Genomic DNA, 20,832 nt, shown 5'->3' on the forward strand with positions numbered 1-20,832 from the left:
TCCGCAACCGAACGTGGAGGGACCCACCGGGCGGTGTCGACGGGCCGAGGAGGTCTTCGCAGTCTCTCAGCCGGTTCCGCGCGCGGTGACCTGTTGCCCACATCCAGTGCCGGTGAGTTCGACAGCCGGTCCCTACCGTCGAGCGACGACGCCAACACCACCGACCGGGCCGGTCGGGAAACTAGAGTCGGTGGGATGCGGATCCGGATCGACGGCAGCGACCTCCCGGGGCGGCGCGCCGGTGCCGAGGCCGACGCGCTGCGGCTGCGCAACGTGCACGTCGGGGTCCAACGCAAGGCCGAGGTGGTCGATCGGGTGCCGGCCGACGCGGAGAGGGCCGCCTGGAGTTTCGAGGTGTCCAGCCGGGAGGTCGACGGGATGCTGGACGTCGGCGGCCCGTGGGTGCACGGCCGCCCCGGAGCACGCTTCCTGTATCTGGGCTGGGGTGCGGAGACCGAGGACGGCTTCGCGATGTTCCGCCGAGCGAAGCTGATGTTCACCGACATCCCGACCGACCTGCTGCGCGCCGCCCACGAGGGCGGCGGGGTGCTGGTCGGCCGGGTCGGCCTGACCGACGCGACGGGCGGCCCGATCTGCGCTCGGGTCCACCCACCCGCCGTCGACTGGACGGTGGAGTGACCTGGCTGGCCGCTACCGTCAGGTGGCGAAGTCGACGCCGCTGAGGGAGACGCGGCGGTGCGCGGCGAGGTGTTCGGCTTGTGCGCTGATGGCCTTGCGCGCGGCGTCTGACAATCGCTGCCAGGGCTGGACCGCGACAGTGAACGACCGGCCCGACTTGCGGGGACGCCAGGTGCCGACCAGGTCGCCGTCGACAAGGACGGCACCGGGGCGACCCAGCACCGGCCACAACTCCTTGGCGTGGGCGGTGTCCGGCACCAGCGTCGCCCGGTCCTTGGCCTGGAGGAACAGGTCGAACGGGCCGAGGAGGCGGGTCGCCCTGGTGTCGGCCGATGCCAGCGCCTCCTCGTCGGCGGCCAGCAGCGAGCGCACCTCGCCGTCGACCGTCACCTCGATCACGTCGTCGGGCCAGCGCGCCTTCACATCTTTCACCCGGGCGTCGAGATAGTCGGCGACCTGTTTCGGGGTGGCCGGGCCGAGCAGGCGAAGGTAGGCGCGGACGAGGTCGAAGCGGTCGCCCGGGGTGGCCGCCTTCCGGAACCCGGCGATGCGTTGCAGGACCGGCGGTGAGGTGTCGAGCTGTAGCTCCAGTCCGGCCCGCGCGGCGGCGAGCCGGAACGGCATCTCGTAGACGTGCGTGGCGTCGCACGGCCGGCAGAACCGCAGGTACGGCTCGGGCAGCGCCGTGGACAGGCGGCCGGAGACGTCGCCCTTGACCGTTGGTGTGGTGACGATGGCCCGCATGCGGTCGGCCACCTCGTCGACGGCGGCGAGGTTGGCGATGCCGGCCGCCTTCAACGGCTTGGACGCGTCGTAGATGCGCTTGCCCGCGTCGGCGTCGGAGAAGGGTTCGACAGCGGCCACCACGTGCCCGACGTCGGCCCGCCGGTAGAGGTGCGGGGCGCCGCGCACCGTCCACAGCAGCACCACCTCGTCGCCGGACAGGGCGGTCACGTCGACCCCGCGCGCCGCGAGCGCCCACCGGGCACCGTCCGGGCCGGTGTTCTGCACCCCGATGTCGAGGACTGCGGTGTCGGTGAGTGTGCCCTCGGCGCGGTCGAGTTGCTGGGCCCGGACGCGGAAGTTCAGCACCTGGTGTCGGTCGACCATTCCTGCACCCTAGGCGGACGACACCCGGACCGTCAGGCCACCAGCGACGCTCGACCGTCGTCCAGGTCGTAGCGGGCGCCCACGACGCGCAGCGCGCCCTGGCGCACCTTCTCGGCGATGATCGTGCTGCGTGCGGAGAGCGCCGCCACCTGCGCGGCGATGTTGGCGCGAACCCCGTTCTCCACCGGGTCGCCGGGCTGGTCCAGCACCGGCTCGACGACCGGACGCAGGGCGTCCACGATGGTGCCGATGTGCCCGGGTGCCGCACCGCCGCTGTGGATGGCGTCGATGGTGGCGGTGATCGCGCCGCAGCGCTCGTGGCCGAGGACGACGATCAGCAGGCTGCCGAACTCCTCCACGGCGAACTCGACGCTGCCCAGCAGCAGGTCGTCGACGATGTTGCCGGCCACCCGGTTGTCGAACAGGTCGCCGAGCCCCTGGTCGAAGAGCACCTCCGGCGCCACCCGGGAGTCCGCGCAGCCGACGGTGATGGCGAACGGGTGCTGGCCGGCGGCGAGCCGGTGCAGGTCGGCGAGGCCCTGGTGCGGGTGCCGGCTGTGGCCGGAGGTGAACCGCCGGTTGCCGGCCTGTAGCCGACGCAGCGCCTCGGCCGGCGTACCGACCGGGTCGTCGGCCGGTGCGGCGGCGGCGGACGGGCTGGCCGCGCCGACCGCGACGGCGGCGGCGCCACCGGCGGCCAGCAGCGAACGACGGGACAGGTGTGCACGTGCCAAGGCGATCTCCCGGGAGGCTAGGCGTTGCCTACTTCCTATCAGTTGATGCCGACCGATGGGCCTACCGTGATCGACAACACCCGTCGTCGGCCGCCTCCCGCGCGCTCCACCGGAGCGCTCGTCGCCGGCTCCGCCGGCAGGGCCGGGCGCGATGCCGGACGGCCCCCTCGGCTGAGCGAGAGGGCCGCCCGTCTTTGCGGGGGCGGTGGTCAGCCGCCGGCGAACGTGACCTCGGTGCCGCACTTGGCGTTCTGGTTGAGGCAGGACTTCACCAGGGCGCCGAGACGTGCCGGCTCCCAGGCGTTCATGAAGTCGCCGTGCATTGACGACGGCTTGCCGGAGGAGAGCGCGAGACCGTCACCGCCCAGCGACTGGTAGTTGACCATGAAGGACAGGTCCGGCACGGCCACCGGGTACTTGCCGGTGCAGACGCCGTTCACCGGGTCGCCCATGTGCGACTTGTGGTCGGGGGAGTCGATGTTCTTGCCGTCCCAGCAGTCCTTGAACACCAGTTGGAAGATCAGGTTGCCGCCGGGGGCGCAGACCGGCCAGTTGCCGTCGGCGCTGCGGCCGATCTCGGTGCTGCCGGCGCACCAGAACTGGTTGCTGCCGGCGTTCTTCGGGGTGTCCACCTGTCGCTTGGCGTCGCCTTCGACGACTCGCAGGCCCGGCGGGAAGGGCTTGACCGTCGACGGGTCCTTGACCCGCGAGCCGTAGTAGACGCGCATGCTCTTGATCGGGACCGGCTGACCGTCCTTGCGCAACTCCGGGGTCCAGTAGGCGCTGTTGTCACCCGGGGCGTTGCAGTTGGTCGTCGCGGAGAGCAGCTTGTCGGTCGTGGTGAAGGCGTCGACCTTCGGGCCGAAGAAGGTGTGCATGTGCGAGGCGCCCGGCAGGGCGGGCACGACGATCGGGTCGTCCGGTGCCGAGTTGGCGACCTCGCAGTCGGTGTGGAACTCGGGAACCCGGGTGGTTCCCGGCGTCACCGCCTTCGGGGTGAGGGCGTCGAAGGCGGCAAGTTCCCTGCTCCACCGGGCCTGGTCGACAGGGACCCAGCCGGCGGTCGGTGCGCTGGGCGGAACCGACGGAGAGGCGGACGCCGACGGGGCGGGACTCGGCGTGGACGACGCGGTCGGCGTCGGCGACGCGCTGGCCGAAGCGCTCGGCGACGTTCCCGCCGCCGGACCGAACGTGAACCAGTTCAGGTTCACGAAGTCCGCTGTCGAGGTGCTCTTCATGACGGCGAAGACGGTCTGCGGGCCGGCCGGCACGCCGGACGCCGTCGCCGCGACGGTCGTCCACTTCTGCCAGCCGCCGGTCGACGCTATCGGGAAGCTGGCCAGTAGCTGGCCGTCCGGTGCGCCGAGGTGCACCTCGACGGTGCCGCCGGTGGCGTTGTGCGAGGAAACCCGGGCCGTCAGGTCGGCGCCGGTGATCGACACCTTGTCGTAGCGCAGCCAGTCGCCGTTGGCCAGCCAGCCGACGTTCCGGCCGCCGTCGGCGTCGCCGGTGCCCTCGGTCTGCGCTCCGGAGTGTGCCGCGAAGGCCTCGGCCTGGACCCGGCCGGGCACGGCGACCTCTTCGGCCTGGGCGCCGGCGATGTAGATGCCGCTGGCGCCCAGTGCGGCCACGACGGCGGCGGCGAGCGTGATGCGGGTGCGGCGGCGACGCTTTCGCGCCCGGTCCGCCGGTGCGACGTGCGCGGGGGGAGTCCGCATTACCAGTGTTGTCCTTTGTGTCGGCGACAAAGCTTTTGACGAAAGGAATTATGAGTACGCCGAGGGCTGACAACAACTTGCGGATGAAGAATTAAGAAGGGTGGCGGGTAAGTCTCCTGGTCGCCGCCATGCCCGTGCTGGATGACAGTTTTTCGGCCGTGCAGCCTTAAGTCTTCGTTAAGTGCTTGAGGTGTCGGGGCGCGTGTCCCCCGCGATTGGGCGATTACAGTTTTTGGAGATAATTCTTGCTCCGATTATCTGGGTGGCCCCCGGGACGCCCGGCGACGGCGCGCGGAGGAAATCGGCCGCGTCGAAGGATCTGACCGGCGGACGCGACACCGGGCCGCCGGGCGGGCCGACGGCTAGCTCTGGTCGGGGCGGTGCCGGGCGAAGGCGTCGGCCTTGCCCCAGCGGCCGGGAATGTCCAGCAGCGCGACCCGTCCGAAGGCGGACGGCAGCGCGGGGTCCACGGCCAGGTGGTCCTCGTGCGGGTTGAGGCCGAGCATCGTGCGCAGCAGCAGCACCGACGCTCCGCTGGACCACGCCTGCGGGCTGCCGGCGGTGGGATACCGGACCGGATAGCGGGTGGTGTTGCGGTCGAACCCGCCGAAGGCCTCGGGTAGCCGACCCTCGAAGAAGGTGGCCGCGGACAGGATGCTCTCGGCGATGCGGCCCGCCTCGCTCGTGAACCCGTACCGGCGCAGACCCCAGGCGATGAACGAGTTGTCGAACGGCCAGACCGTGCCGTTGTGGTAGCCGAGGGGGTTGTAACGGCGCTGCCCCTCGGCGAGGGTCCGCACGCCCCATCCGGAGAAGAGCGCCCGGCCCATCAGGTGTTCGACGACCTGCGGGGCCCGCTCCGGCGGCACGATGCCGCTCCACAGCAGATGCCCGATGTTCGACGACAGACTGTCGACGGGAGTGCCGTCGTGGTCGAGCGCGAGGGCGTAGTAGCCGCGGTCCGCCAGCCAGAAGTCCCGGTTGAACCGGTCGTACAGCGCTGCCGCGTCGCGCTCCAGCCGGTCGGCGAAGTCAGGATCACCCCAGACGGTACGGGCCAGCCGAGCCCCGCGGATCTTCGCGTCGTAGGCGTACCCCTGGGTTTCGCAGGTGGCCCTCGGGAAGCCCGGCAGCCTCCCGTCGGCGTAGGAGATGCTGTCCCAGGAGTCCTTCCAGCACTGGTTCTCCAGACCGGTGGCGCGGTTGCGTCGCTCGTACCAGACGTAGCCGGTGGACGTCAGGTCCGCGTAGTCGTCGATCCACGCCAGGGCCGCGCGAGCCTCCTGCTCCAACTCCAGCACCAGCGCCGTGTCGCCACTCCACCGTTCGTACTCGTCGAGCAGCACCACGAACAGCGGTGAGGCGTCCACGGTGCCGTAGTAGGGGGAGTGCGGCTGTTCCTCGAAGGCGGCCGACTCCCCGTAGCGCAGCTCGTGCAGGATCCGGCCGGGATCCTCCTCCAGCACGTCGTCGGTGCGGGCGCCCTGCAGCGAGGCGAGGATCCGCAACGTCGGTGGGGTCAACGACGGGGTGACGGGCAGGGTCTGCAGGCAGGTCAGCAGGCTGTCGCGGCCGAACAGGGTCATGAACCAGGGCAGCCCGGCGGCGGGCACGGCCGCGCCGCTCAGCGAGAGCGGGGCGAAGCGCAGCGCCGCCAGGTCCACCAGGCTGCGGTGGTACAACTGCTGCAGCGCGGCGCTCTCGGTGTCCAGTGTCGGGGCCGCCGCGACCCAGGCCCGCAGGCTGGTGGGCAGGGTGGTTTCGTCCGGCCGCTGCGCCCGCAGGGCGGAGCGCAGGTCGACGCCGTCCGGGCGCAGCGCCAGCATGGCGGCCTGCAACCGCGTCGACCACTGCTCCCCGGGGCGCAGGCGGATGGTGAACCGCAGGCCGTCCGGGTCGAACTCGGCGGGCTCGCTCGCCGACACGACGACCTCCCGGCGGTAGGTGCCGCGCCGGTAGCCCAGGCGCAACTCGTCCGGGCCCACGTGGGTGTAGTGCGTGCCGGTCTTGTCGCCGATGTCGAACTTGATCTCGAAGATGTCGGCGAAGTCGGCTGCCACCTCCAGCCGGATGTCGAGTTCCATCTCCCGCTCGCCGTAGTTGAAGATCGTCAGCGATTCGGTGAGGTCCGGGCCGATGCGCCTGCGCCGGATCGCCGACACGTCGGCCTGCACGTAGTCGACCGCCGCGCCCGGCACCACGAAGAACGTGACCTCGTAGTACTGGCTGTCGTCCACCGACAGTGCGGTCATGCACTCGCCGTTGACGAAGAGCATCCAGCGGGACAGGAACCGGGTGTCGGCGGCGAACAGCCCGACCGGCGTGGCGGGGGACGACTCCACATCGCCACTGGCGTCGGACACCATGAAGGTGTTCCCGTCGATACACGACACGGTGCCCTCGATGTCCCTCATCGGTCACCTGTCGCTGTCGCCTCGTCGCGCTGAAGCGGCCCCGGCTCACGGGGAAACAACCGCCCGATCCGCAGCGCCAGGCCGAGGTCCCCGTCGACAAGGATCTCGCCGCGGGTGATCGCCGCCAGGCCGTTCACCTCACCACGCGCCATCCCCTCCGCGAGGGGCGCGGACACCTTGATCACAGTGGTGGCGGGGTCGGCGCTGCGGGTCACCCGCATCTGGCCGTGATCGATCACCAGGAGCCACTGCTCCAGGTGGTCGCCGTCCCGAATGTCGAACCGCACGCTCCCGCACACCTTGCTGAACCGCGGATCCCGGCCGGCGACGGTCAACCGCTCGAAGAAGGCACTGGTCGCCGTCATCCCACCTCCCCGGGCGCTGGTAGAAGCGGATGCCGGCTACCCGGTGCGGGTCACTGTTAACTCCCGGCGGCGCGCCGTTCTCAGGGTTTGAGCGCGAAGCGGGTCCAGGTGGTCGCGACCGGTGCGCGTCGAACGCGATCACCTCAGACGCTGCCCGCATCGGACCTTCTGTCTCGAACCGGGCGCGCGCGTGACGCGTTCGGCATAGCGTCACGGGGGCGGGTCACCGCCGCTCCGCCGGCGGGACCGGCGGTCACGTCCACCGGAAGGGACCAGGCATGACCCGTATCGACACTGTGCTCCTGCCCGAGCTGGACGGGCCGGTGCCGGCGACGCTGCCGAGCACGCTGGGCCTGCTGAGCCTGGCCCTGGGCGTCGGCGCACTTGTCGCGCCCGGCCCCCTCGCCCGACTGGCCGGGGTGGACGACTCCGCCGCCGCGCGGACGGTGCTCCCAGCCATCGGGGTACGCGAGCTGGGCAGCGCCGCCGGCCTGCTCGGCGGGCGTCGCCCGGCGGGCTGGGCCTGGAGCCGGGTGGCCGGCGACGCCATGGACCTGACCCTGCTCGGCCGAGCCCTCGCCGACCGCGGCGGTGAACGACGCCGCCGGGTCGCTCTGACCACCCTCGCGATCGCCGGCATCGCGGCCGTCGACGTGCTCTCCGCCGTACGGATCAGCCGAGCGCGACGCGCACGGGCGCGGATGATCCGGATGGAGGTCGCGGTGACAGTGAACCGTTCACCAGCCGAGGCGTACCGGTTCTGGCGGGACATGGAGAACCTGCCCCGGTTCATGACGCACCTGGAGTCGGTACGCGCCGACGACCTGCGCCGCTCGCACTGGATCGCCCGTGGCCCGGCCGGCCACCGGGTCGAGTGGGACGCCGAGATCATCGACGACCAGCCGAACACGTCGATCACCTGGCGGTCGCTGGCGGGAACCGGGGTGCCGAACGCGGGCCGGGTCCGCTTCGTGCCCGCGCCCGGCGACCGGGGCACCGAGGTCCGGGTCGAGTTGCGCTACGTGCCGCCGGCTGGCGCGCTCGGCCGGGCGGTGGCGAAGCTCTTCGGCGAGGAACCCGAGCAGCAGGTCCGTGACGACCTGCGCCGGTTCAAGCAGGTGCTGGAGACCGGCGAGGTGGTCCGTTCCGAGGGCAGCCCCAACGGCATCTCCGTACGCCAACAGGCCATGCAGCGTCCGGCCCAGCCGCTGCCGCCGTCTCGCCGATGACCGCCCACTCCGAAAGGGACCGAGAATGAAGGCCACCGCCTGGATGGGCACCGACAGCGTCAAGGTGATTGACGTACCCGACCCGAAGATCATGAACGCCCGGGACGCGATCGTGAAGATCAGCACCACCGCGATCTGCGGCTCCGACCTGCACCTCTACCACGGCTACATCCCCGCGATGCGCAAGGGCGACATCCTCGGCCACGAGTTCATGGGTGAGGTGGTCGAGGTCGGCCCGCAGGTGCGCAACCTCAAGCCCGGCGACCGGGTGGTGGTGCCCTTCCCGATCGCCTGCGGGCACTGCTCGTCGTGCCAACGCGGCCTCTACTCGGTCTGCGAGAACTCCAACCCCAACGCCGGCATCGCCGAGAAGATCATGGGTCACTCGCCGGCCGGCATCTTCGGCTACTCCCACCTGCTCGGCGGGTACGCCGGCGGTCAGGCCGAGTACGCCCGGGTGCCGTTCGCCGACGTCGGCCCGCTCAAGGTGCCCGACGACGTCCGCGACGACCAGGCGGTCATGCTCGCCGACGCGTTCCCCACCGGCTACATGGGCGCCGAGATGTGCGACATCACTCCCGGACAGGTGATCGCCGTCTGGGGCGCCGGGCCGGTCGGGCTGTTCGCCGCGGCGAGCGCCCGGCTGCTCGGCGCGGAACGCGTGATCGTCATCGACCGGTACCCGTACCGGCTGCGGCTCGCCGAGGAGCACATCGGTGCCGAGACGATCAACTACGAAGAGGCGGACGTGCTGGACACCCTCAACGAGTTGACCGCCGGCCGGGGGCCCGACGCGTGCATCGACGCGGTCGGCCTGGAGGGCCACCACGGCAACGCCGCCATGTACGCGTACGACCGGGTCAAGCAGGCCGCGCGGGTCGAGACGGAACGGCCGTTCGCGCTGCGCCAGGCGATCCTCGCCTGCCGCTCCGGAGGGGTGGTCTCGGTCGTCGGCGCGTACGGCGGCTTCGTCGACAAGTTCCCGATGGGCGCCTTCATGAACCGATCACTGATCATGCGGACCGGTCAGTGCCACGTCCAGCGCTACACCCGGCCGCTGCTGGAGCGGATCCAGCGTGGCGAGATCGACCCGAGCTTCATTGTCAGTCACCGGATGCCGCTGCGTGACGCCCCGAAGGGCTACAAGATCTTCCAGAAGAAGCAGGACGACTGTACGAAGGTGCTGCTCTCGGTCTGACCGGCGCCGTCCTCCCACGATGGAGCGACGGGGGCTAGCGTGTCGCCATGGATCACGGTGGCACCTCGGTGCCGGTGACGGCCGATCTCACCGTTCGACTGCGACCGGTTGCCGAGCCCGACCTGGCGATGTTGCGTCGGTTCTGCGTCGAGCCGGACCTGATCGGGCTGGACTGGGCCGGCTTCCGCGACGCCGAGGCGCCGGCCCGGAGGTTCGCGGTCGACGGCTACCTCGGCGAGGACGACGGGCGGCTCGTCGTCGAGGTGGAGCAGGAGCGGGCAGCCGCCGGGCTCGTCAGCTACACCTCCGGGCGGTACGCCGGGCGGGCGTCGTACTGGGAGATCGGCATCGTCCTGCTGCCGCCCTGGCGCGGGCGGGGCATCGGCTGGCGGGCGCAGGCGCTGCTCTGCGACTACCTGTTCCACCACACCCCGGCGCACCGCATCCAGGCCGGCACCCACCCGGAGAATATCGCCGAGCAGCGGGCGCTGGAGAAGGCCGGCTTCCAGCTTGAGGGCGTCGTGCGGGCCAGCGAGTTTCGGGCCGGCCGGTGGCGCGACGGGTACCTCTACAGCCGGTTGCGCGACGACCCGTCGCCCTGGGACGCGGACACCACCGGCTAGCGGGGCCGGACCCCGGGCTCCACCGTCAGGGTCCCCGCCTCGGCATCGATCGTGGCCCGCGCGCCGAGCGGCACGGTGAGCTGCCCGTTGCCGTGCCCCAGCCGGAGCCCACCCAGGACCGGCACGCCGAGGTCGGACAGGCGGTCCTTGAGGACCGCCGCCGCGTCCCACTCGTCCGGTTCGCCGACGCTGTTGGTGATCTGGCCGATGACCACCCCGGCGACCCTGCGCAGCACGCCCACCCGGCGAAGCTCGGTCAGCATGCTGTCGATGCTGTACGGGGCCTCGTCCACGTCCTCGAAGAACAGGATCGCGCCGTTGAACTTCGGGACGTCACCCGCGCCCAGCGAGGTGGAGAGCAGGGTGAGGCAGCCGCCGAGCAGCGGCCCCGACGCCCGGCCGGGCACCAGCACGGGGGCGGCCGTCTCGGCCGGATCCCGGACGATCGTGACGGGTGCGGTGGTCATCACCGCCTGGCGCAGGGCCTCGGCCGACTCGGGGCCGGTGCGGCTGTCGCTCCAGTTGACCATGGGGCCGTAGAAGGTGACCAGACCGGTCTCGCGCCACAACTTGCCGTGGATGCTGGTGATGTCGCTGAAGCCGACGACCACCCGCGGGTCCCGGAGCAGACCGGAAACGTCGAGGTCGTCGACGATCCGCTGGGTGCCGTAACCGCCACGGGCGGCGAACACCGCACGGATCCCCGGGTCGTTCAGCGCGGCGTTGAGGTCGGCCAGCCGCTGCGCGTCGGTGCCGGCCAGGTAGCCGTACCTGGTGAAGACGTGCCTGCCCAGCTCGACCTCCAGGCCCCAGCTCCGCAGGATCTCGATGCCGCGGGCCATGTTCGTGGGGTCGGGGGTGCTACCGGGCGACACGACCCGGACCCGGTCGCCGGGTGCCAGCGCCGGTGCCCGCAGGACGCGCTTCGCGTCAGCGGGCGCGGCCTGCGCGGACGCGGCCTTGGCCGAGCCGACGAGCACCGCGCCGCCGGCCGCCGCCGCTCCCATCCGCAGCATGTGTCGACGGGACAGGGGCACCCGTGCGGGCCTTTGGGTCGGAGCTGGGTCTGTGGCAGAAGTGGACACCGGCGTCCCCTCATCGTGATCAGACGATGTGCGAGCTGCCACAGCCTACGACAATCATCGATGCGACGCGGGGTCCACAAGGGACGCCGCCGACGTCGGCGAACGCGCGGTGCCTCTCAGCCGGCGGCTTCCGGCCCGGCCCGTGACGCGCCTGGTTCGCGGCGCGTTGTCCGGTCCCGCCCCCCGACAGTGGGAAAGTCCGGGTCCACGGGTGACCCGTTTGTCGCCAGGGAGCGTGGGAACTCGCCCCGTTCGTCCGCAGGCAGGCCCGACGGCATGTCGAGGAAACCGAAGGAGCGGAGCATGGAGTACGAGCAGATGATCGCCACGGTACGACAGCGCGCCGGCCTCGGTGAGAACGAGGCGGTACGGTCCGTACAGGCCGTCCTGTCGGTGCTCGGTGAACGGCTCGCCGGACAGGAGGCCGACAACCTGGCCGCACAGCTACCGGAGCGGTTGAACGGGTCCGTCACCCGCAATCCGCAGGGCCGCCGGTGGGATGTCGGCGAGTTCCTGAAGAACGTCGGGGACCGCGAGCAGGTCGCGAACGCCGACCAGGTGCGTCAACACGCCCAGGCGGTGTTGCGTACCGTCGCCGAGGCGCTCGATGACGACGAGCGACACGATCTGCTCGCCCAGCTTCCCGGCGGCATCACCGATCTCTTCGGCGTGCCCACCCCGCGCGGCTGAGCCCTCCGAGGGCTCCCAGGTCGTCGAGCCCGACCGGAGTGCCTACGGGATCGGCCACTCGTGCACCGGCCGGTTGCTGTGCATCAGGTCCACGTAGTGACGGACCACCTCGCGCAGCGCCTCCGGCCGGTCCAGGTGGTCGGCGGACTCCAACCGGTGCAGCGTCTCCACCTGCCAGGTCGCGCCGTTGCGGCTGGTCAGGCAGCGCTGCTCGATGATGCCGAGCAGCCGGTCGCGTTCGCCCGGGTCGAGCCCCCACCGGTCCAGTCCGTGGTGGGCCATCGGCAGCAACCGGCGCAGCACCAACTCGGTGACGGGCAGGTAGCCCAGGCCGGGCCAGAAGACCTGGGCGTCGATGCCGTGCCGGGCGCAGGCGGTGAAGTTCTCCTCGGCGGCGCTGAACGACATCTGCGACCACAGTGGCCGGTCGGATTCGGCCAGGGCGCGGACCAGCCCGAAGTAGAAGGCGCCGTTGGCGATGGTGTCCAGCACGGTCGGGCCGGCGGGCAACACCCGGTTTTCCACCCGAAGGTGCGGTCGGCCGCGCGACACGTCGTACACCGGGCGGTTCCACCGGTAGACGGTGCCGTTGTGCAGGCGCAGCTCGGCGAGGTTGGGCACCTCGCCGGCCGCGAGGGCCTGCGTCGGGTCCTCCGGGTCGCAGACCGGCAACAGCGCCGGGAAGTAGCGCACGTTCTCCTCGAACAGGTCGAAGACGCTGGTGATCCAGCGTTCGCCGAACCAGACCCGGGGGCGTACCCCCTGGGCTTTGATCTCTTCCGACCGCGTGTCGGTGGCCTGCTGGAACAGCGGAATGCGGGTCTCCCGCCACAGCTCCCGGCCGAAGAACAGCGGCGAGTTCGCACCGACGGCCACCTGGATGCCGGCGATGGCCTGGGCGGCGTTCCAGTAGTCGGCGAACTGGGGCGGGCTGACCTGCAGGTGGAACTGGGTGCTGGTGCAGGCCGCCTCCGGGGTGATCGTGTCGGCGGTGACCGCCAGACGTTCCACGCCGCTGATGGCGATCGGCAGATCCTCACCGCGCGCCGCGAAGATCTGCTCGTTGAGCAGCTTGTAGCGGGGGTTGGCGGAGAGCGTCTCGGCGGTCAGGTGCTCGGGGCGCAGCGTCGGCAGGATCCCGATCATGACCATGTGCGCGCCGATCGCCCGCGCCTTCACCTCTGCGGCGTTCAGGCTGGCCCGCACGTACTCCTCGAAGTCCGCGGTGCCCGTGCCGGTCAGCCGCCGCGGCGGCACGTTGATCTCGACGTTGAACTGGCCCAACTCGGTCTGGAAGCTCGGGTCGGCGATGGCCGCCAGCACGTCGGCGTTGCGCATCGCCGGATTCGACGCCTCGTCGACCAGGTTCAGCTCGATCTCCACGCCGGTCATCGGCCGGTCGACGTCGAAGCGCGACTCGCGCAGCATCTCCGCGAAGACATCCAGGCAGCGGCGGACCTTGTCGCGGTAGCGGGCCCGATCCTCCCGACTGAAGGTTCGTACGCCGACGTCCTCGCCCATCGTCACCACCCTGTCACCGCTGGTCCCCCTAACCTCGCACGTCCTCGTCGGGCAGGGGAATACCTGAGGCTTCTTTCCTACCCAGTGGCGGGTCAGGTGATCCCTGTCCCCGTCCACGTGGTCCGTGGGATGTGGGCCCACCCGCACCGCTACCATTGCCGCCCGAGAGGTGGAGGCGTGGCGATGCGCGACAAGGTGACCAAGCTGTTCGTTGCGGCGGCGATCGCCGAGGCCTGCTCCTGGCTGGCCCTGCTGGTCGGCATGCTGGTCAAGTACGGCCCGCCGGAGAACGAGCTGGGCGTCAAGATCTTCGGGCCGATCCACGGCGGCCTGTTCGTCGCGTACGTCCTGCTGGTGCTCGCGGTGGCCCGCCTGCGCCGGTGGAGCCTGCCGGCCACCGTCGTGGCGCTGGCCTGCGCCGTGCCGCCGTTCGCCACCCTGATCTTCGAGCGCTGGGCCCGCCGCCGGGGCATGCTCGACACCGCCACCGGCCGGCCGACCCGCGAGCCCGCCCCGGTCGGCTGAGTCGCCGGCCGGTCTGAGCCGCCGGTCGGCCTCGGAGCCGGGCGGAGCGGTCAGGTCAGTGCGGAGCAGGCAGTGATACCGGCGAGCAGCAGCGCGCCCAGGAATGCTTGCAACAGCAGCGGCGGCCCGAGGTGCGACCAGAGCGTCGCGGTGCGCGGGGTGAGCAACTGCCCGGTGGTGAGGTTGACGATCCGCTCGATGCGCGGCGGCAGGTCCGGGTCGCGCTGCGGGCGCAGGGTGAGCTGCACCTGGTCCGCCGGGTGCAGGGCGCTCTGCGGCAGGTGCCCGTGCAGCTCCACCTCGCAGAGCTGGCCGGCGGTGTCACGCAGGCGCACCGGGATGACCAGGTACTCCGGGCCCTGCTTGAGCTCCTTCCAGCGCCGGCGCGTGCCGCCACCGCCGAAGGAGAACAACGAGCGCAACAGCAGGGCGGGGAGCCGGGCGATCGCCGCCGCGGCGAGCACCGCCACCAGCACCGGCTGGCCGATGCGGACCTCGCGGGTGTAACCGTCGAGCAGGCGGACCAACCGCCCGGTGACGATCCTTTCCGTCGGGTGCACGATCCGTCGGCTTTCGAGTCCGCTGTCCATTCCCACCACCGAGAGTCCGCTTGTGTGCACAGATCGTATCCACGTCCTGGGTTGAACGACGTGAATGAAACCTGGTCACGGGCTCACGGCTGCGAGGTGACATCCCGGGCGACCCGGGTAAGCGGGGGGCCGAGCTGGAAAGGGGTCGAGCATGCAGCTGTCCTTCCTGCGCCCGCTCTACGACCGTCCCGGGCCGTGGTGCTCGGTGTACCTGGACGCCTCCGCGGACACGGAGGACGCCCATCCCGCGCTGGACCTGCGCTGGCGTGCCCTGGAGCGTCGGCTCATGGAACAGGGGGCCGACGAGGCGAGCATCGCCGCGTTGGACCGGGTGATCCGTGGCCACGACCCGATGGTCGGGGACTACGGCCTCGCGGTCTTCGCCAGTCACGGGCGGGTGGTGCTCTCCGAGTACCTGTCCGCGCCACCACTGCGTGACCTGGCCAGTTTCGCGCCGCTGCCCCACGTGATGCCGCTGCTCGCCCAACGGGGCGAACAGGTGGCGTGGGTACGGGTGCTCGCCGACCGGATCGGCGCGGACGCCATCGCGATAAGTGCCGGGGGAGTGCCCCGGCGCGCCCACGTCGTCGGCCGGGAGACGTTCCCGCTGCGCAAGCCGCAACCCGGCGGCTGGTCGCAGGACATCTACCAGAAGGCCGCCATGGAGGCCTGGCACCGCAACGCCGGTGACGTCACCGCCGCGACGGTGGAGCTGGCCGACCGGGTGGGTGCGGACGTGGTGGTGGTCGCCGGCGACATCCGGGCCACCGGCATGATCGCCGCCCAGATGCCCAGGCGCTGGCAGGACCTCATGGTGCGCACCGACGCGGGCTCACGGGCCGGCGGCGCCGACCAGACCATGTTGGACGACCTCACCGTGCAGAGCATCGCGGAGGTCGCCGACCAGCGGATCGCCGCCGCGCTGGACCGGTTCGGGGTGCAGGAGGACGTGGGCGCCGGCCTCGACGCCGTCGTCTCGGCCCTGCAACGCAACCAGGTCGACACCATGATCATCGTGGACGACCCGTCGGCCGACGGCGAGCTGTGGATCGGCTCGGAGCCCACCGAGATCGCCGTCGACGCGGGGCAGTTGGCCGCGATGTCGGTGGCCGAACCGCAACGGGTACGCGCCGACGCCGCGCTGGTCCGCGCGCTCGTCGGCACCGACGCGGCACTGACCGTGCTGGGTCCGGAGGAGGCTCCCGAGCTCACCGACGGCGTCGGCGCGGTGCTGCGCTACGTCGACCCCAGCACACCGGGGCGCGGCAATGGCTGAGCGCCGGGTGGCAGACCTCGTGGTGGAGCGGCTGCTGGCCTGGCGGGTGCCCCGTGCCTTCGGCTATCCGGGCGAGGCGATCGCCCCGCTGATCGAGGCGTTGGACCGCACCGGCGGCGAGCCGGCGTTCGTCCCGGCCCGGCACGAGGAGACCGCCTCGTTCATGGCCACCGGGCACGCCAAGTTCACCGGCGGCATCGGGGTCTGCCTCGCCACCCAGGGGCCCAGCGCCGTCCAGTTGCTCAACGGCCTCTACGACGCCAAGCTGGACAGCAAACCGGTGGTGGCGATCGTCGGGGAGGACATCTCCGGGCCGCTCGGCGGCGCACACCAGGAGATCGGGTTGAGTCGGCTCTTCGGCGACGTCTGCAACCAGTTCGTCCGCTACGGCCGCAACCCGGAGGACGTGGCAGCGCTGCTGGACCAGGCGTTCCGGACGGCTGCGGCGACCCGCAGCCCGACCTGTGTCGTGCTGCCCCGGGAGTTGCAGGAAACCGTGGTGCCCGACGTGCAGCCGTCCGCAGCCGGGGTGGTCTCGACCACCCCCGGTGAGCCGCTGGCCCGGGTGCTGCCGCACGAGGCGGACCTGGACGCCGCCGCGCAACTGCTCGGTGGCGGCCAGCGCGTCGCGATCCTGGTGGGCCAGGGCGGGCGGGACGCGGCCGCCGAGATCATCGAGGTGGCCGACCGGCTCGGTGCCGGGGTGGCCACGTCACTGCTGGGCAAGCCGGTGCTCGACGAGCGGTTGCCGTTCCACACCGGTGTGCTCGGCGAGGTCGGCACCCCGGCCGCCGCCGAGCTGATGGGTGGCTGCGACACGCTGCTGATGGTCGGCACCAACGATCCGTGGACCGGCTACTTCCCGATGCCCGAGCAGGCCCGCACGGTGCAGATCGACATCGACGGCCGCCGGATCGGCACGCGCTACCCGGCCGACGTGCCGCTGGTCGGCGACGCCGCCGAGACGTTGCGGGCGTTGCTGACCCGACTGCGTGGTCGGCCCGAACAGCGGTGGCGCGCCACCGTGGAGAGTTCGGTGGACCGGTGGCGGGAGGTGGCCGCCGAGCGGGTGGCCGCGCCCGCCGACCCGGTCAACCCGCAGCACGTACTCCAGGAGCTGTCGGCCCGCCTGCCGAGCACCGGAGCCGTAGCGGTCGACGTCGGCTCGGTCCTCTACTGGTACGCCCGGCACCTCACCCTGCCGCCCGGGGTGAACGCGCAGCTCTGCGGCACCTTGGGCTCGATGGGTTGTGCGCTGCCGTACGCGGTGGCCGCCAAGCTCGCCGCTCCCGACCAACCGGTGATCGCGCTTGTCGGCGACGGGGCGATGCAGCTCAACGGCCTCGCCGAGCTGATCACCGTGTCACACCACTGGCAGCGGTGGCGCGACCCTCGGCTGGTGGTGCTGGTGCTCAACAACCGGGACCAGAACGGCATGGGTGGCGGGCGGCAGCCGTCGTCCGACCCGGGCAACCGCCGCCCCGACGTGCCGTACGCCGGTTGGGCCCGCCTGCTGGGGTTGCACGGTGTGCGGGTGGACCGCCCGGAACTGGTGGGCGCGGCCTGGGACGAAGCCCTCGCCGCGGACCGCCCCTGTGTACTGGAGGCGGTTGTCGACGCGGCGGTGTCGCTGGCGCCGCCGGAGCCGGCCTTCGCCGACCTGCGGGGCCTGTACGCCGATGGCGCTCCGGCCCGGAAGGTCCGGGAGCAGGTGGAGGTCACCGCGAACGCCGAAGACCTCGTTTAGCCGCTCTCGGCCAGGGCATCAGTAGCGGCCCGACGACGCTGGAGGTTCCATGCCTGAGCCCGCTGACCGCCGTTACGGTCCGGCGACCCTGCCGCGGTCACGCGGCCCGGTCTCCGCCGCGGTGCTCGACGCCCTCCGACGCCCGCCGCACGACCTGCCGGCGGGGCTCGGCGCCGATCTCGACCCCGCCGACCCGATCACGGACGAGGACCTTCAGCTCACCCTGTTCCTCTGCTACGAGCTGCACTACCGCGGTTGGCGCGGGGTGGACGAGGCGTGGGAGTGGCAGCCGACGCTGCTCGCGCTGCGCGCCGAAGCCGAACGGCCCTTCGCGGCGGCGCTGCGCCGGCTGGTCGGCGCACCGCCGGTGCCGGCCGCCGGGGTGGCGGCCGGCCTGGCCGAGTTGGTCGCGGCCGACGACGGCCCGCCGCTGGCCGCGACGCTGCAACGACACGCCGACCTCACCCAGTTCCGCGAGTTCGTCACCCACCGCTCCGTCTACCACCTGCGGGAGGCGGATCCTCACAGTTGGGCGCTGCCCCGCCTCGGCGGGCCCGCCAAGGCCGCCCTCGTGGAGATCCAGACCGACGAGTACGGCAACGGGCGGCTGGACCGGATGCACGCCGAGCTGTTCCGGCGCACCCTCGAACGGCTGGGGCTGGACACCGGGTACGGCGCCCACCTGGACGCGGCACCCGCGGTGACCCTGGCGACGAACAACCTGATGTCGCTCTTCGGGCTGCACCGGCGGTGGCGCGGCGCGCTGCTCGGGCACCTGGCCGCGTTCGAGATGACCTCCTCGCTGCCGAACCGCCGCTACGGCAACGGGCTGCGCCGGCTCGGCCTCGACGAGGAGGCCACCCGCTTCTACGACGAGCACGTCGAGGCCGACGCGGTGCACGAGCAGATCGCCGCCCACGACCTGTGCGGCGGCCTGGTCCGCGTCGAACCGGCCCTCGCCCCCGACGTGCTCTTCGGCGCGGCGGCCGGGCTCGCGGTGGACCGGTTGTTCGCCGCGCACCTGCTGGGCTGCTGGGCCGCCGGCCGCAGCTCACTGCGGCCACCCGCCCCACCGGCCCTGCCGCCCAAGGTTTCGCTTGTCGCGTCGCCCGAGGTGGCCCCACCCGCGCTCGTCTGATCCGAGGGGCTGGCGCACCTCCGGGAAGCCCACGGATCACTCCCACGCGTGTGCGGTCGGCGGAAAGAACACCGGCCGCTGAGTGGGGCGTGCCACGCGGTGTCCGCCCTTTGCTCTGCACCCGCCCGTGCACCACGCACGGTCCGTAACTGGCGCGTGGGCGGGTGCAGAGCAAAGGTGGCGTGCCCTCTGGTGCGGCCCGGCCCGTCCGCGCCCCCTCGCCGCCTGACGCGGCGACCCGGGTCAGCCCTCGCGGGTGGTGCCGGCGCGGAAGTTGATCGCCTTGTGGGTGCCGTCGCAGAACGGCTTGAGCGCCGACTTGCCGCACCGGCACAGCGCCACCGTGCCCCGGCGTGCGTCGATGTGCTCGCCGTCCGGCGTGACAAGCGCGAAGTCGCCGCGGACCAGCAGCGGGCCGTCCTCGTACGGGGTGATGGTGGCGGCGGGTGGCTCGCTCGTGTCGTCGGTTCGCATGGCCCCGGAAGTGCCCGACCTGGCTCTGCCGAAACCCGAGCCGTGCGGCGTCGCAGCGGACGGCGCGGCCCTGATCGACTCGGGTTCCCGCCACACCGCGGTATCCCGTCGACTCGGACGCCCCGACTTCACGACATCCGAGTCGATCATCAGTCCTGTCCCGGCAGGTGAGCGAAGGCGGGTTGCCGGCCCGCTTCCGCCGATCGTCGCCGAACGCCGACGATGACCGGCGCACCCCGCCGACCAGCGGAATGTGCTGCCGGGTGGGTGATGCCCCGTTTGAACCCCATCGGTACGGGAAGCCGGGCCGCGTGGTGAGCGAACGAGGCAAGGTGGGGCCGGTGCACAAGGTGCACAAGGGGCTCACGGCCGATGGCGCCGGTCTCGCCGGCGACCGGGTCGTGGCCGCGGGCAGTGCCGCCCGGGTGTTGGTCGCCGCCACCGCCCGGGCGCTGCGCGGAGAGGACTGCGCCGACCTCGGGCACACCGGGCCGACGTCGCGCTTCCCGGGCGCCCCGGAGCCGGTACGCCGCGCCGCGGTCACCCGCGCCGCCGGTCGGGTCGCGCTCACCGTCGACCAGGTCGACGAGGTGGACGCCGCGCGGGTGGCCCGCTGGTTCGTCGACCAGTACCCCCGCCGGCGCTATCCCGGTGTGCTGATCGGCTCGCCGCACGGCGCGGCGGCCCACCTCGCGGTCGCCCTCGGCGTGCCGTGGTTGCCGGCGGCCTTCGAGATGACCGTGCACTGGACCGACGGCGCGGTGGACCGCCCGGCGGACGCCCTGGAGCACGGCACGGCACTCGCCGCCCGGCTGCTCGCCGGCAACGCCGACCTGCACCTGCGCCAGGTGCACTGCCCGGCCAGCCGGGGACCGCTGACCGGGGCCACGGTGTCGCTGACCGCCGCGTGGAGGGCCCTGCCTGCCGCGTACACGCGGTTTCTGGCCGACCGGCTGCTCCCGGGTGCCCCGGTGCTGCTGGTCCGCGACGCGCGCACCTGGCCGGTGCTGGAGCGCGCTCCCGGCCACAGCTTCCAGGTCGGCTGCCCGGCCAGCGGGCTGGAACCGGTCGACTTCCACCCGGACAGCCACGCGCTGCGGCAGGTGCTGCGCTCCGTCGGCGGTGACGCGGCCCGCTGGGAGCCACCGGCGGTCTCCGTCCCGTCGGGTTACGCCGAGCACGGCGTCGACCCGGGCTTCGAAGCGGTCGTGCGGGACTGGTCCGCCCGGCACCAGCACCCGCTGCACCAGGTGCTGGTGCCCCGGCCGGCGGCGCTGAGCGCGGGCGTGGCGGACCTGTACCGGCGGTGGTTGCGCGGCGTCGGCAAGACCGGTGACCGGTTGGTGGTGGAGTGCGGCCGGCTGCTCGACCCGTGGCAGGTGGTGCGGGCGGGGCTGGTGCCGTACTGGTGCGAGAACGCCACCCGGCGCAGCGTCGACGAGGCCGAGTGGTGGCTGGCCGGCAGCGAGGCGTTCAGTTCGGTGGACGTGCTGCCCGAGCCGCCCGGGATGCGCTCACCGGCCCTGGCCGGGCTGCCGCAGTGGCTGGCCGTGGCCGGTTTCGGGCGGCGCCGTCGGGCGTTGGACCGGACCACCGCCCGGGGCTACCCGGTCACCTCGGTGCCTACCCGCCGGGCCACCGAGGTGCTGCGGGCCCAGCCGTACGACCTGCCCGTGCCGCCCCCGCTGGGGGCCGCCGAGGCGTTGGCCGTGCTCCGCGACAGCGGCGGCCACCAGGGGTTACTGGTCTCCTGAGG

Annotated in this window: 19 protein-coding genes; 10 read left to right on the forward strand and 9 right to left on the reverse strand. The window is 72.1% G+C overall.

Translation table 11 applies throughout. The features are described 5' to 3' along the window. Nucleotides 1–195: 195 nt before the first annotated feature. The gene (locus tag AB0F61_RS21715) at nucleotides 196–639 is read left to right on the forward strand and encodes a DUF5990 family protein (RefSeq protein ID WP_357812389.1); all 444 of its coding nucleotides are present in this window, start codon (nucleotides 196–198) and stop codon (nucleotides 637–639) included. Between the two features lie 18 nt (nucleotides 640–657). Here the strand turns inward: AB0F61_RS21715 and AB0F61_RS21720 are convergent, their stop codons facing one another. The 5 genes from AB0F61_RS21720 to AB0F61_RS21740 all read right to left on the reverse strand — a co-directional run bounded on the left by AB0F61_RS21720 (nucleotide 658) and on the right by AB0F61_RS21740 (nucleotide 6,980). Next, nucleotides 658–1,749, reverse strand: a complete 1,092-nt coding sequence (locus AB0F61_RS21720; protein ID WP_357812391.1) for a winged helix DNA-binding domain-containing protein — start codon at nucleotides 1,747–1,749, stop codon at nucleotides 658–660. A 32-nt stretch (nucleotides 1,750–1,781) separates the two neighbouring features. Next, nucleotides 1,782–2,483: a carbonic anhydrase gene (locus AB0F61_RS21725; protein ID WP_357812393.1), complete on the reverse strand. Its 702-nt coding sequence runs from the start codon at nucleotides 2,481–2,483 to the stop codon at nucleotides 1,782–1,784. 209 nt (nucleotides 2,484–2,692) lie between these two features. Then, the gene (locus AB0F61_RS21730) at nucleotides 2,693–4,201 is read right to left on the reverse strand and encodes a DUF1996 domain-containing protein (protein ID WP_357812395.1); all 1,509 of its coding nucleotides are present in this window, start codon (nucleotides 4,199–4,201) and stop codon (nucleotides 2,693–2,695) included. Nucleotides 4,202–4,563: 362 nt separating this feature from the next. Next, on the reverse strand, nucleotides 4,564–6,606 hold the full coding sequence (locus AB0F61_RS21735) for a glycogen debranching N-terminal domain-containing protein (RefSeq protein WP_357812549.1): 2,043 nt from the start codon (nucleotides 6,604–6,606) through the stop codon (nucleotides 4,564–4,566). Between the two features lie 5 nt (nucleotides 6,607–6,611). Further along, nucleotides 6,612–6,980, reverse strand: coding sequence for an SCP2 sterol-binding domain-containing protein (locus AB0F61_RS21740; RefSeq protein WP_357812397.1), 369 nt, complete (start codon nucleotides 6,978–6,980; stop codon nucleotides 6,612–6,614). Between the two features lie 278 nt (nucleotides 6,981–7,258). Here AB0F61_RS21740 and AB0F61_RS21745 point away from each other — a divergent pair, with 278 nt between their 5' ends. The 3 genes from AB0F61_RS21745 to AB0F61_RS21755 are packed head-to-tail and all read left to right on the forward strand — an operon-like array spanning nucleotide 7,259 to nucleotide 10,030. Then, a complete protein-coding gene (locus tag AB0F61_RS21745) occupies nucleotides 7,259–8,209 on the forward strand; it encodes an SRPBCC family protein (protein ID WP_357812399.1) in 951 nt (316 codons plus the stop codon). Nucleotides 8,210–8,234: 25 nt separating this feature from the next. Beyond that, nucleotides 8,235–9,407, forward strand: coding sequence for a zinc-dependent alcohol dehydrogenase (locus tag AB0F61_RS21750; RefSeq protein ID WP_357812401.1), 1,173 nt, complete (start codon nucleotides 8,235–8,237; stop codon nucleotides 9,405–9,407). Between the two features lie 47 nt (nucleotides 9,408–9,454). Continuing rightward, nucleotides 9,455–10,030, forward strand: a complete 576-nt coding sequence (locus AB0F61_RS21755; RefSeq protein WP_357812403.1) for a GNAT family protein — start codon at nucleotides 9,455–9,457, stop codon at nucleotides 10,028–10,030. Here AB0F61_RS21755 and AB0F61_RS21760 read toward each other — a convergent pair. Then, nucleotides 10,027–11,046 (reverse strand): LD-carboxypeptidase, encoded by a 1,020-nt coding sequence (locus AB0F61_RS21760; protein ID WP_357812405.1) that lies wholly within the window; start codon nucleotides 11,044–11,046, stop codon nucleotides 10,027–10,029. The two genes, AB0F61_RS21755 and AB0F61_RS21760, sit on opposite strands and share 4 nt — an antisense overlap. Nucleotides 11,047–11,418: 372 nt before the next feature. On the opposite strand from AB0F61_RS21760, the gene AB0F61_RS21765 reads away from it, so the two are divergent. Further along, nucleotides 11,419–11,805, forward strand: a complete 387-nt coding sequence (locus AB0F61_RS21765) for a DUF2267 domain-containing protein (RefSeq protein WP_357812407.1) — start codon at nucleotides 11,419–11,421, stop codon at nucleotides 11,803–11,805. Nucleotides 11,806–11,847: 42 nt separating this feature from the next. Here AB0F61_RS21765 and AB0F61_RS21770 read toward each other — a convergent pair whose 3' ends face one another. Then, complete coding sequence (locus AB0F61_RS21770) at nucleotides 11,848–13,326, reverse strand: glutamate--cysteine ligase (protein WP_357812409.1); 1,479 nt, start codon at nucleotides 13,324–13,326, stop codon at nucleotides 11,848–11,850. A 183-nt stretch (nucleotides 13,327–13,509) separates the two neighbouring features. On the opposite strand from AB0F61_RS21770, the gene AB0F61_RS21775 reads away from it, so the two are divergent. Beyond that, complete coding sequence (locus tag AB0F61_RS21775) at nucleotides 13,510–13,851, forward strand: DUF3817 domain-containing protein (RefSeq protein WP_357812551.1); 342 nt, start codon at nucleotides 13,510–13,512, stop codon at nucleotides 13,849–13,851. A 50-nt stretch (nucleotides 13,852–13,901) separates the two neighbouring features. Here AB0F61_RS21775 and AB0F61_RS21780 read toward each other — a convergent pair whose 3' ends face one another. Continuing rightward, nucleotides 13,902–14,450: a hypothetical protein gene (locus AB0F61_RS21780; RefSeq protein WP_357812553.1), complete on the reverse strand. Its 549-nt coding sequence runs from the start codon at nucleotides 14,448–14,450 to the stop codon at nucleotides 13,902–13,904. A gap of 142 nt (nucleotides 14,451–14,592) precedes the next feature. Here AB0F61_RS21780 and AB0F61_RS21785 point away from each other — a divergent pair, with 142 nt between their 5' ends. From AB0F61_RS21785 to AB0F61_RS21795, 3 genes are read left to right on the forward strand one after another with little or no spacing between them, the layout of a single operon-like run. Further along, nucleotides 14,593–15,717, forward strand: coding sequence for a Vms1/Ankzf1 family peptidyl-tRNA hydrolase (locus AB0F61_RS21785; protein ID WP_357812411.1), 1,125 nt, complete (start codon nucleotides 14,593–14,595; stop codon nucleotides 15,715–15,717). Then, nucleotides 15,710–17,464 (forward strand): thiamine pyrophosphate-binding protein, encoded by a 1,755-nt coding sequence (locus AB0F61_RS21790; RefSeq protein ID WP_357812414.1) that lies wholly within the window; start codon nucleotides 15,710–15,712, stop codon nucleotides 17,462–17,464. Before AB0F61_RS21785 ends, AB0F61_RS21790 begins: the two co-directional genes overlap by 8 nt. A 49-nt stretch (nucleotides 17,465–17,513) precedes the next feature. Further along, on the forward strand, nucleotides 17,514–18,602 hold the full coding sequence (locus AB0F61_RS21795; protein ID WP_357812416.1) for an iron-containing redox enzyme family protein: 1,089 nt from the start codon (nucleotides 17,514–17,516) through the stop codon (nucleotides 18,600–18,602). Between the two features lie 243 nt (nucleotides 18,603–18,845). Here the strand turns inward: AB0F61_RS21795 and AB0F61_RS21800 are convergent, their stop codons facing one another. Next, entirely contained in the window at nucleotides 18,846–19,076 is a 231-nt protein-coding gene (locus AB0F61_RS21800) for a CDGSH iron-sulfur domain-containing protein (RefSeq protein ID WP_357812418.1), read from the reverse strand. A gap of 311 nt (nucleotides 19,077–19,387) precedes the next feature. Between AB0F61_RS21800 and AB0F61_RS21805 the strand changes: the two genes are divergently transcribed. Further along, complete coding sequence (locus AB0F61_RS21805; RefSeq protein WP_357812420.1) at nucleotides 19,388–20,830, forward strand: hypothetical protein; 1,443 nt, start codon at nucleotides 19,388–19,390, stop codon at nucleotides 20,828–20,830. The last annotated feature ends 2 nt before the right edge of the window (nucleotides 20,831–20,832 follow it).

Source organism: Micromonospora sp. NPDC023888 (assembly GCF_040639415.1).
In the GTDB taxonomy this organism is placed as follows: domain Bacteria; phylum Actinomycetota; class Actinomycetes; order Mycobacteriales; family Micromonosporaceae; genus Micromonospora.

What these genes read in the sequence shown, in the direction of transcription:
- AB0F61_RS21760 (WP_357812405.1), bottom strand. Translation starts at nt 11,046, where the DNA reads ATGCTGCGGATGGGAGCGGCGGCGGCCGGCGGCGCGGTGCTCGTCGGC.
- AB0F61_RS21715 (WP_357812389.1), top strand. Translation starts at nt 196, where the DNA reads ATGCGGATCCGGATCGACGGCAGCGACCTCCCGGGGCGGCGCGCCGGT.
- AB0F61_RS21740 (WP_357812397.1), bottom strand. Translation starts at nt 6,980, where the DNA reads ATGACGGCGACCAGTGCCTTCTTCGAGCGGTTGACCGTCGCCGGCCGG.
- AB0F61_RS21785 (WP_357812411.1), top strand. Translation starts at nt 14,593, where the DNA reads ATGCAGCTGTCCTTCCTGCGCCCGCTCTACGACCGTCCCGGGCCGTGG.
- AB0F61_RS21800 (WP_357812418.1), bottom strand. Translation starts at nt 19,076, where the DNA reads ATGCGAACCGACGACACGAGCGAGCCACCCGCCGCCACCATCACCCCG.
- AB0F61_RS21750 (WP_357812401.1), top strand. Translation starts at nt 8,235, where the DNA reads ATGAAGGCCACCGCCTGGATGGGCACCGACAGCGTCAAGGTGATTGAC.
- AB0F61_RS21770 (WP_357812409.1), bottom strand. Translation starts at nt 13,326, where the DNA reads ATGGGCGAGGACGTCGGCGTACGAACCTTCAGTCGGGAGGATCGGGCC.
- AB0F61_RS21720 (WP_357812391.1), bottom strand. Translation starts at nt 1,749, where the DNA reads ATGGTCGACCGACACCAGGTGCTGAACTTCCGCGTCCGGGCCCAGCAA.
- AB0F61_RS21765 (WP_357812407.1), top strand. Translation starts at nt 11,419, where the DNA reads ATGGAGTACGAGCAGATGATCGCCACGGTACGACAGCGCGCCGGCCTC.
- AB0F61_RS21745 (WP_357812399.1), top strand. Translation starts at nt 7,259, where the DNA reads ATGACCCGTATCGACACTGTGCTCCTGCCCGAGCTGGACGGGCCGGTG.
- AB0F61_RS21795 (WP_357812416.1), top strand. Translation starts at nt 17,514, where the DNA reads ATGCCTGAGCCCGCTGACCGCCGTTACGGTCCGGCGACCCTGCCGCGG.
- AB0F61_RS21755 (WP_357812403.1), top strand. Translation starts at nt 9,455, where the DNA reads ATGGATCACGGTGGCACCTCGGTGCCGGTGACGGCCGATCTCACCGTT.
- AB0F61_RS21790 (WP_357812414.1), top strand. Translation starts at nt 15,710, where the DNA reads ATGGCTGAGCGCCGGGTGGCAGACCTCGTGGTGGAGCGGCTGCTGGCC.
- AB0F61_RS21730 (WP_357812395.1), bottom strand. Translation starts at nt 4,201, where the DNA reads ATGCGGACTCCCCCCGCGCACGTCGCACCGGCGGACCGGGCGCGAAAG.
- AB0F61_RS21775 (WP_357812551.1), top strand. Translation starts at nt 13,510, where the DNA reads ATGCGCGACAAGGTGACCAAGCTGTTCGTTGCGGCGGCGATCGCCGAG.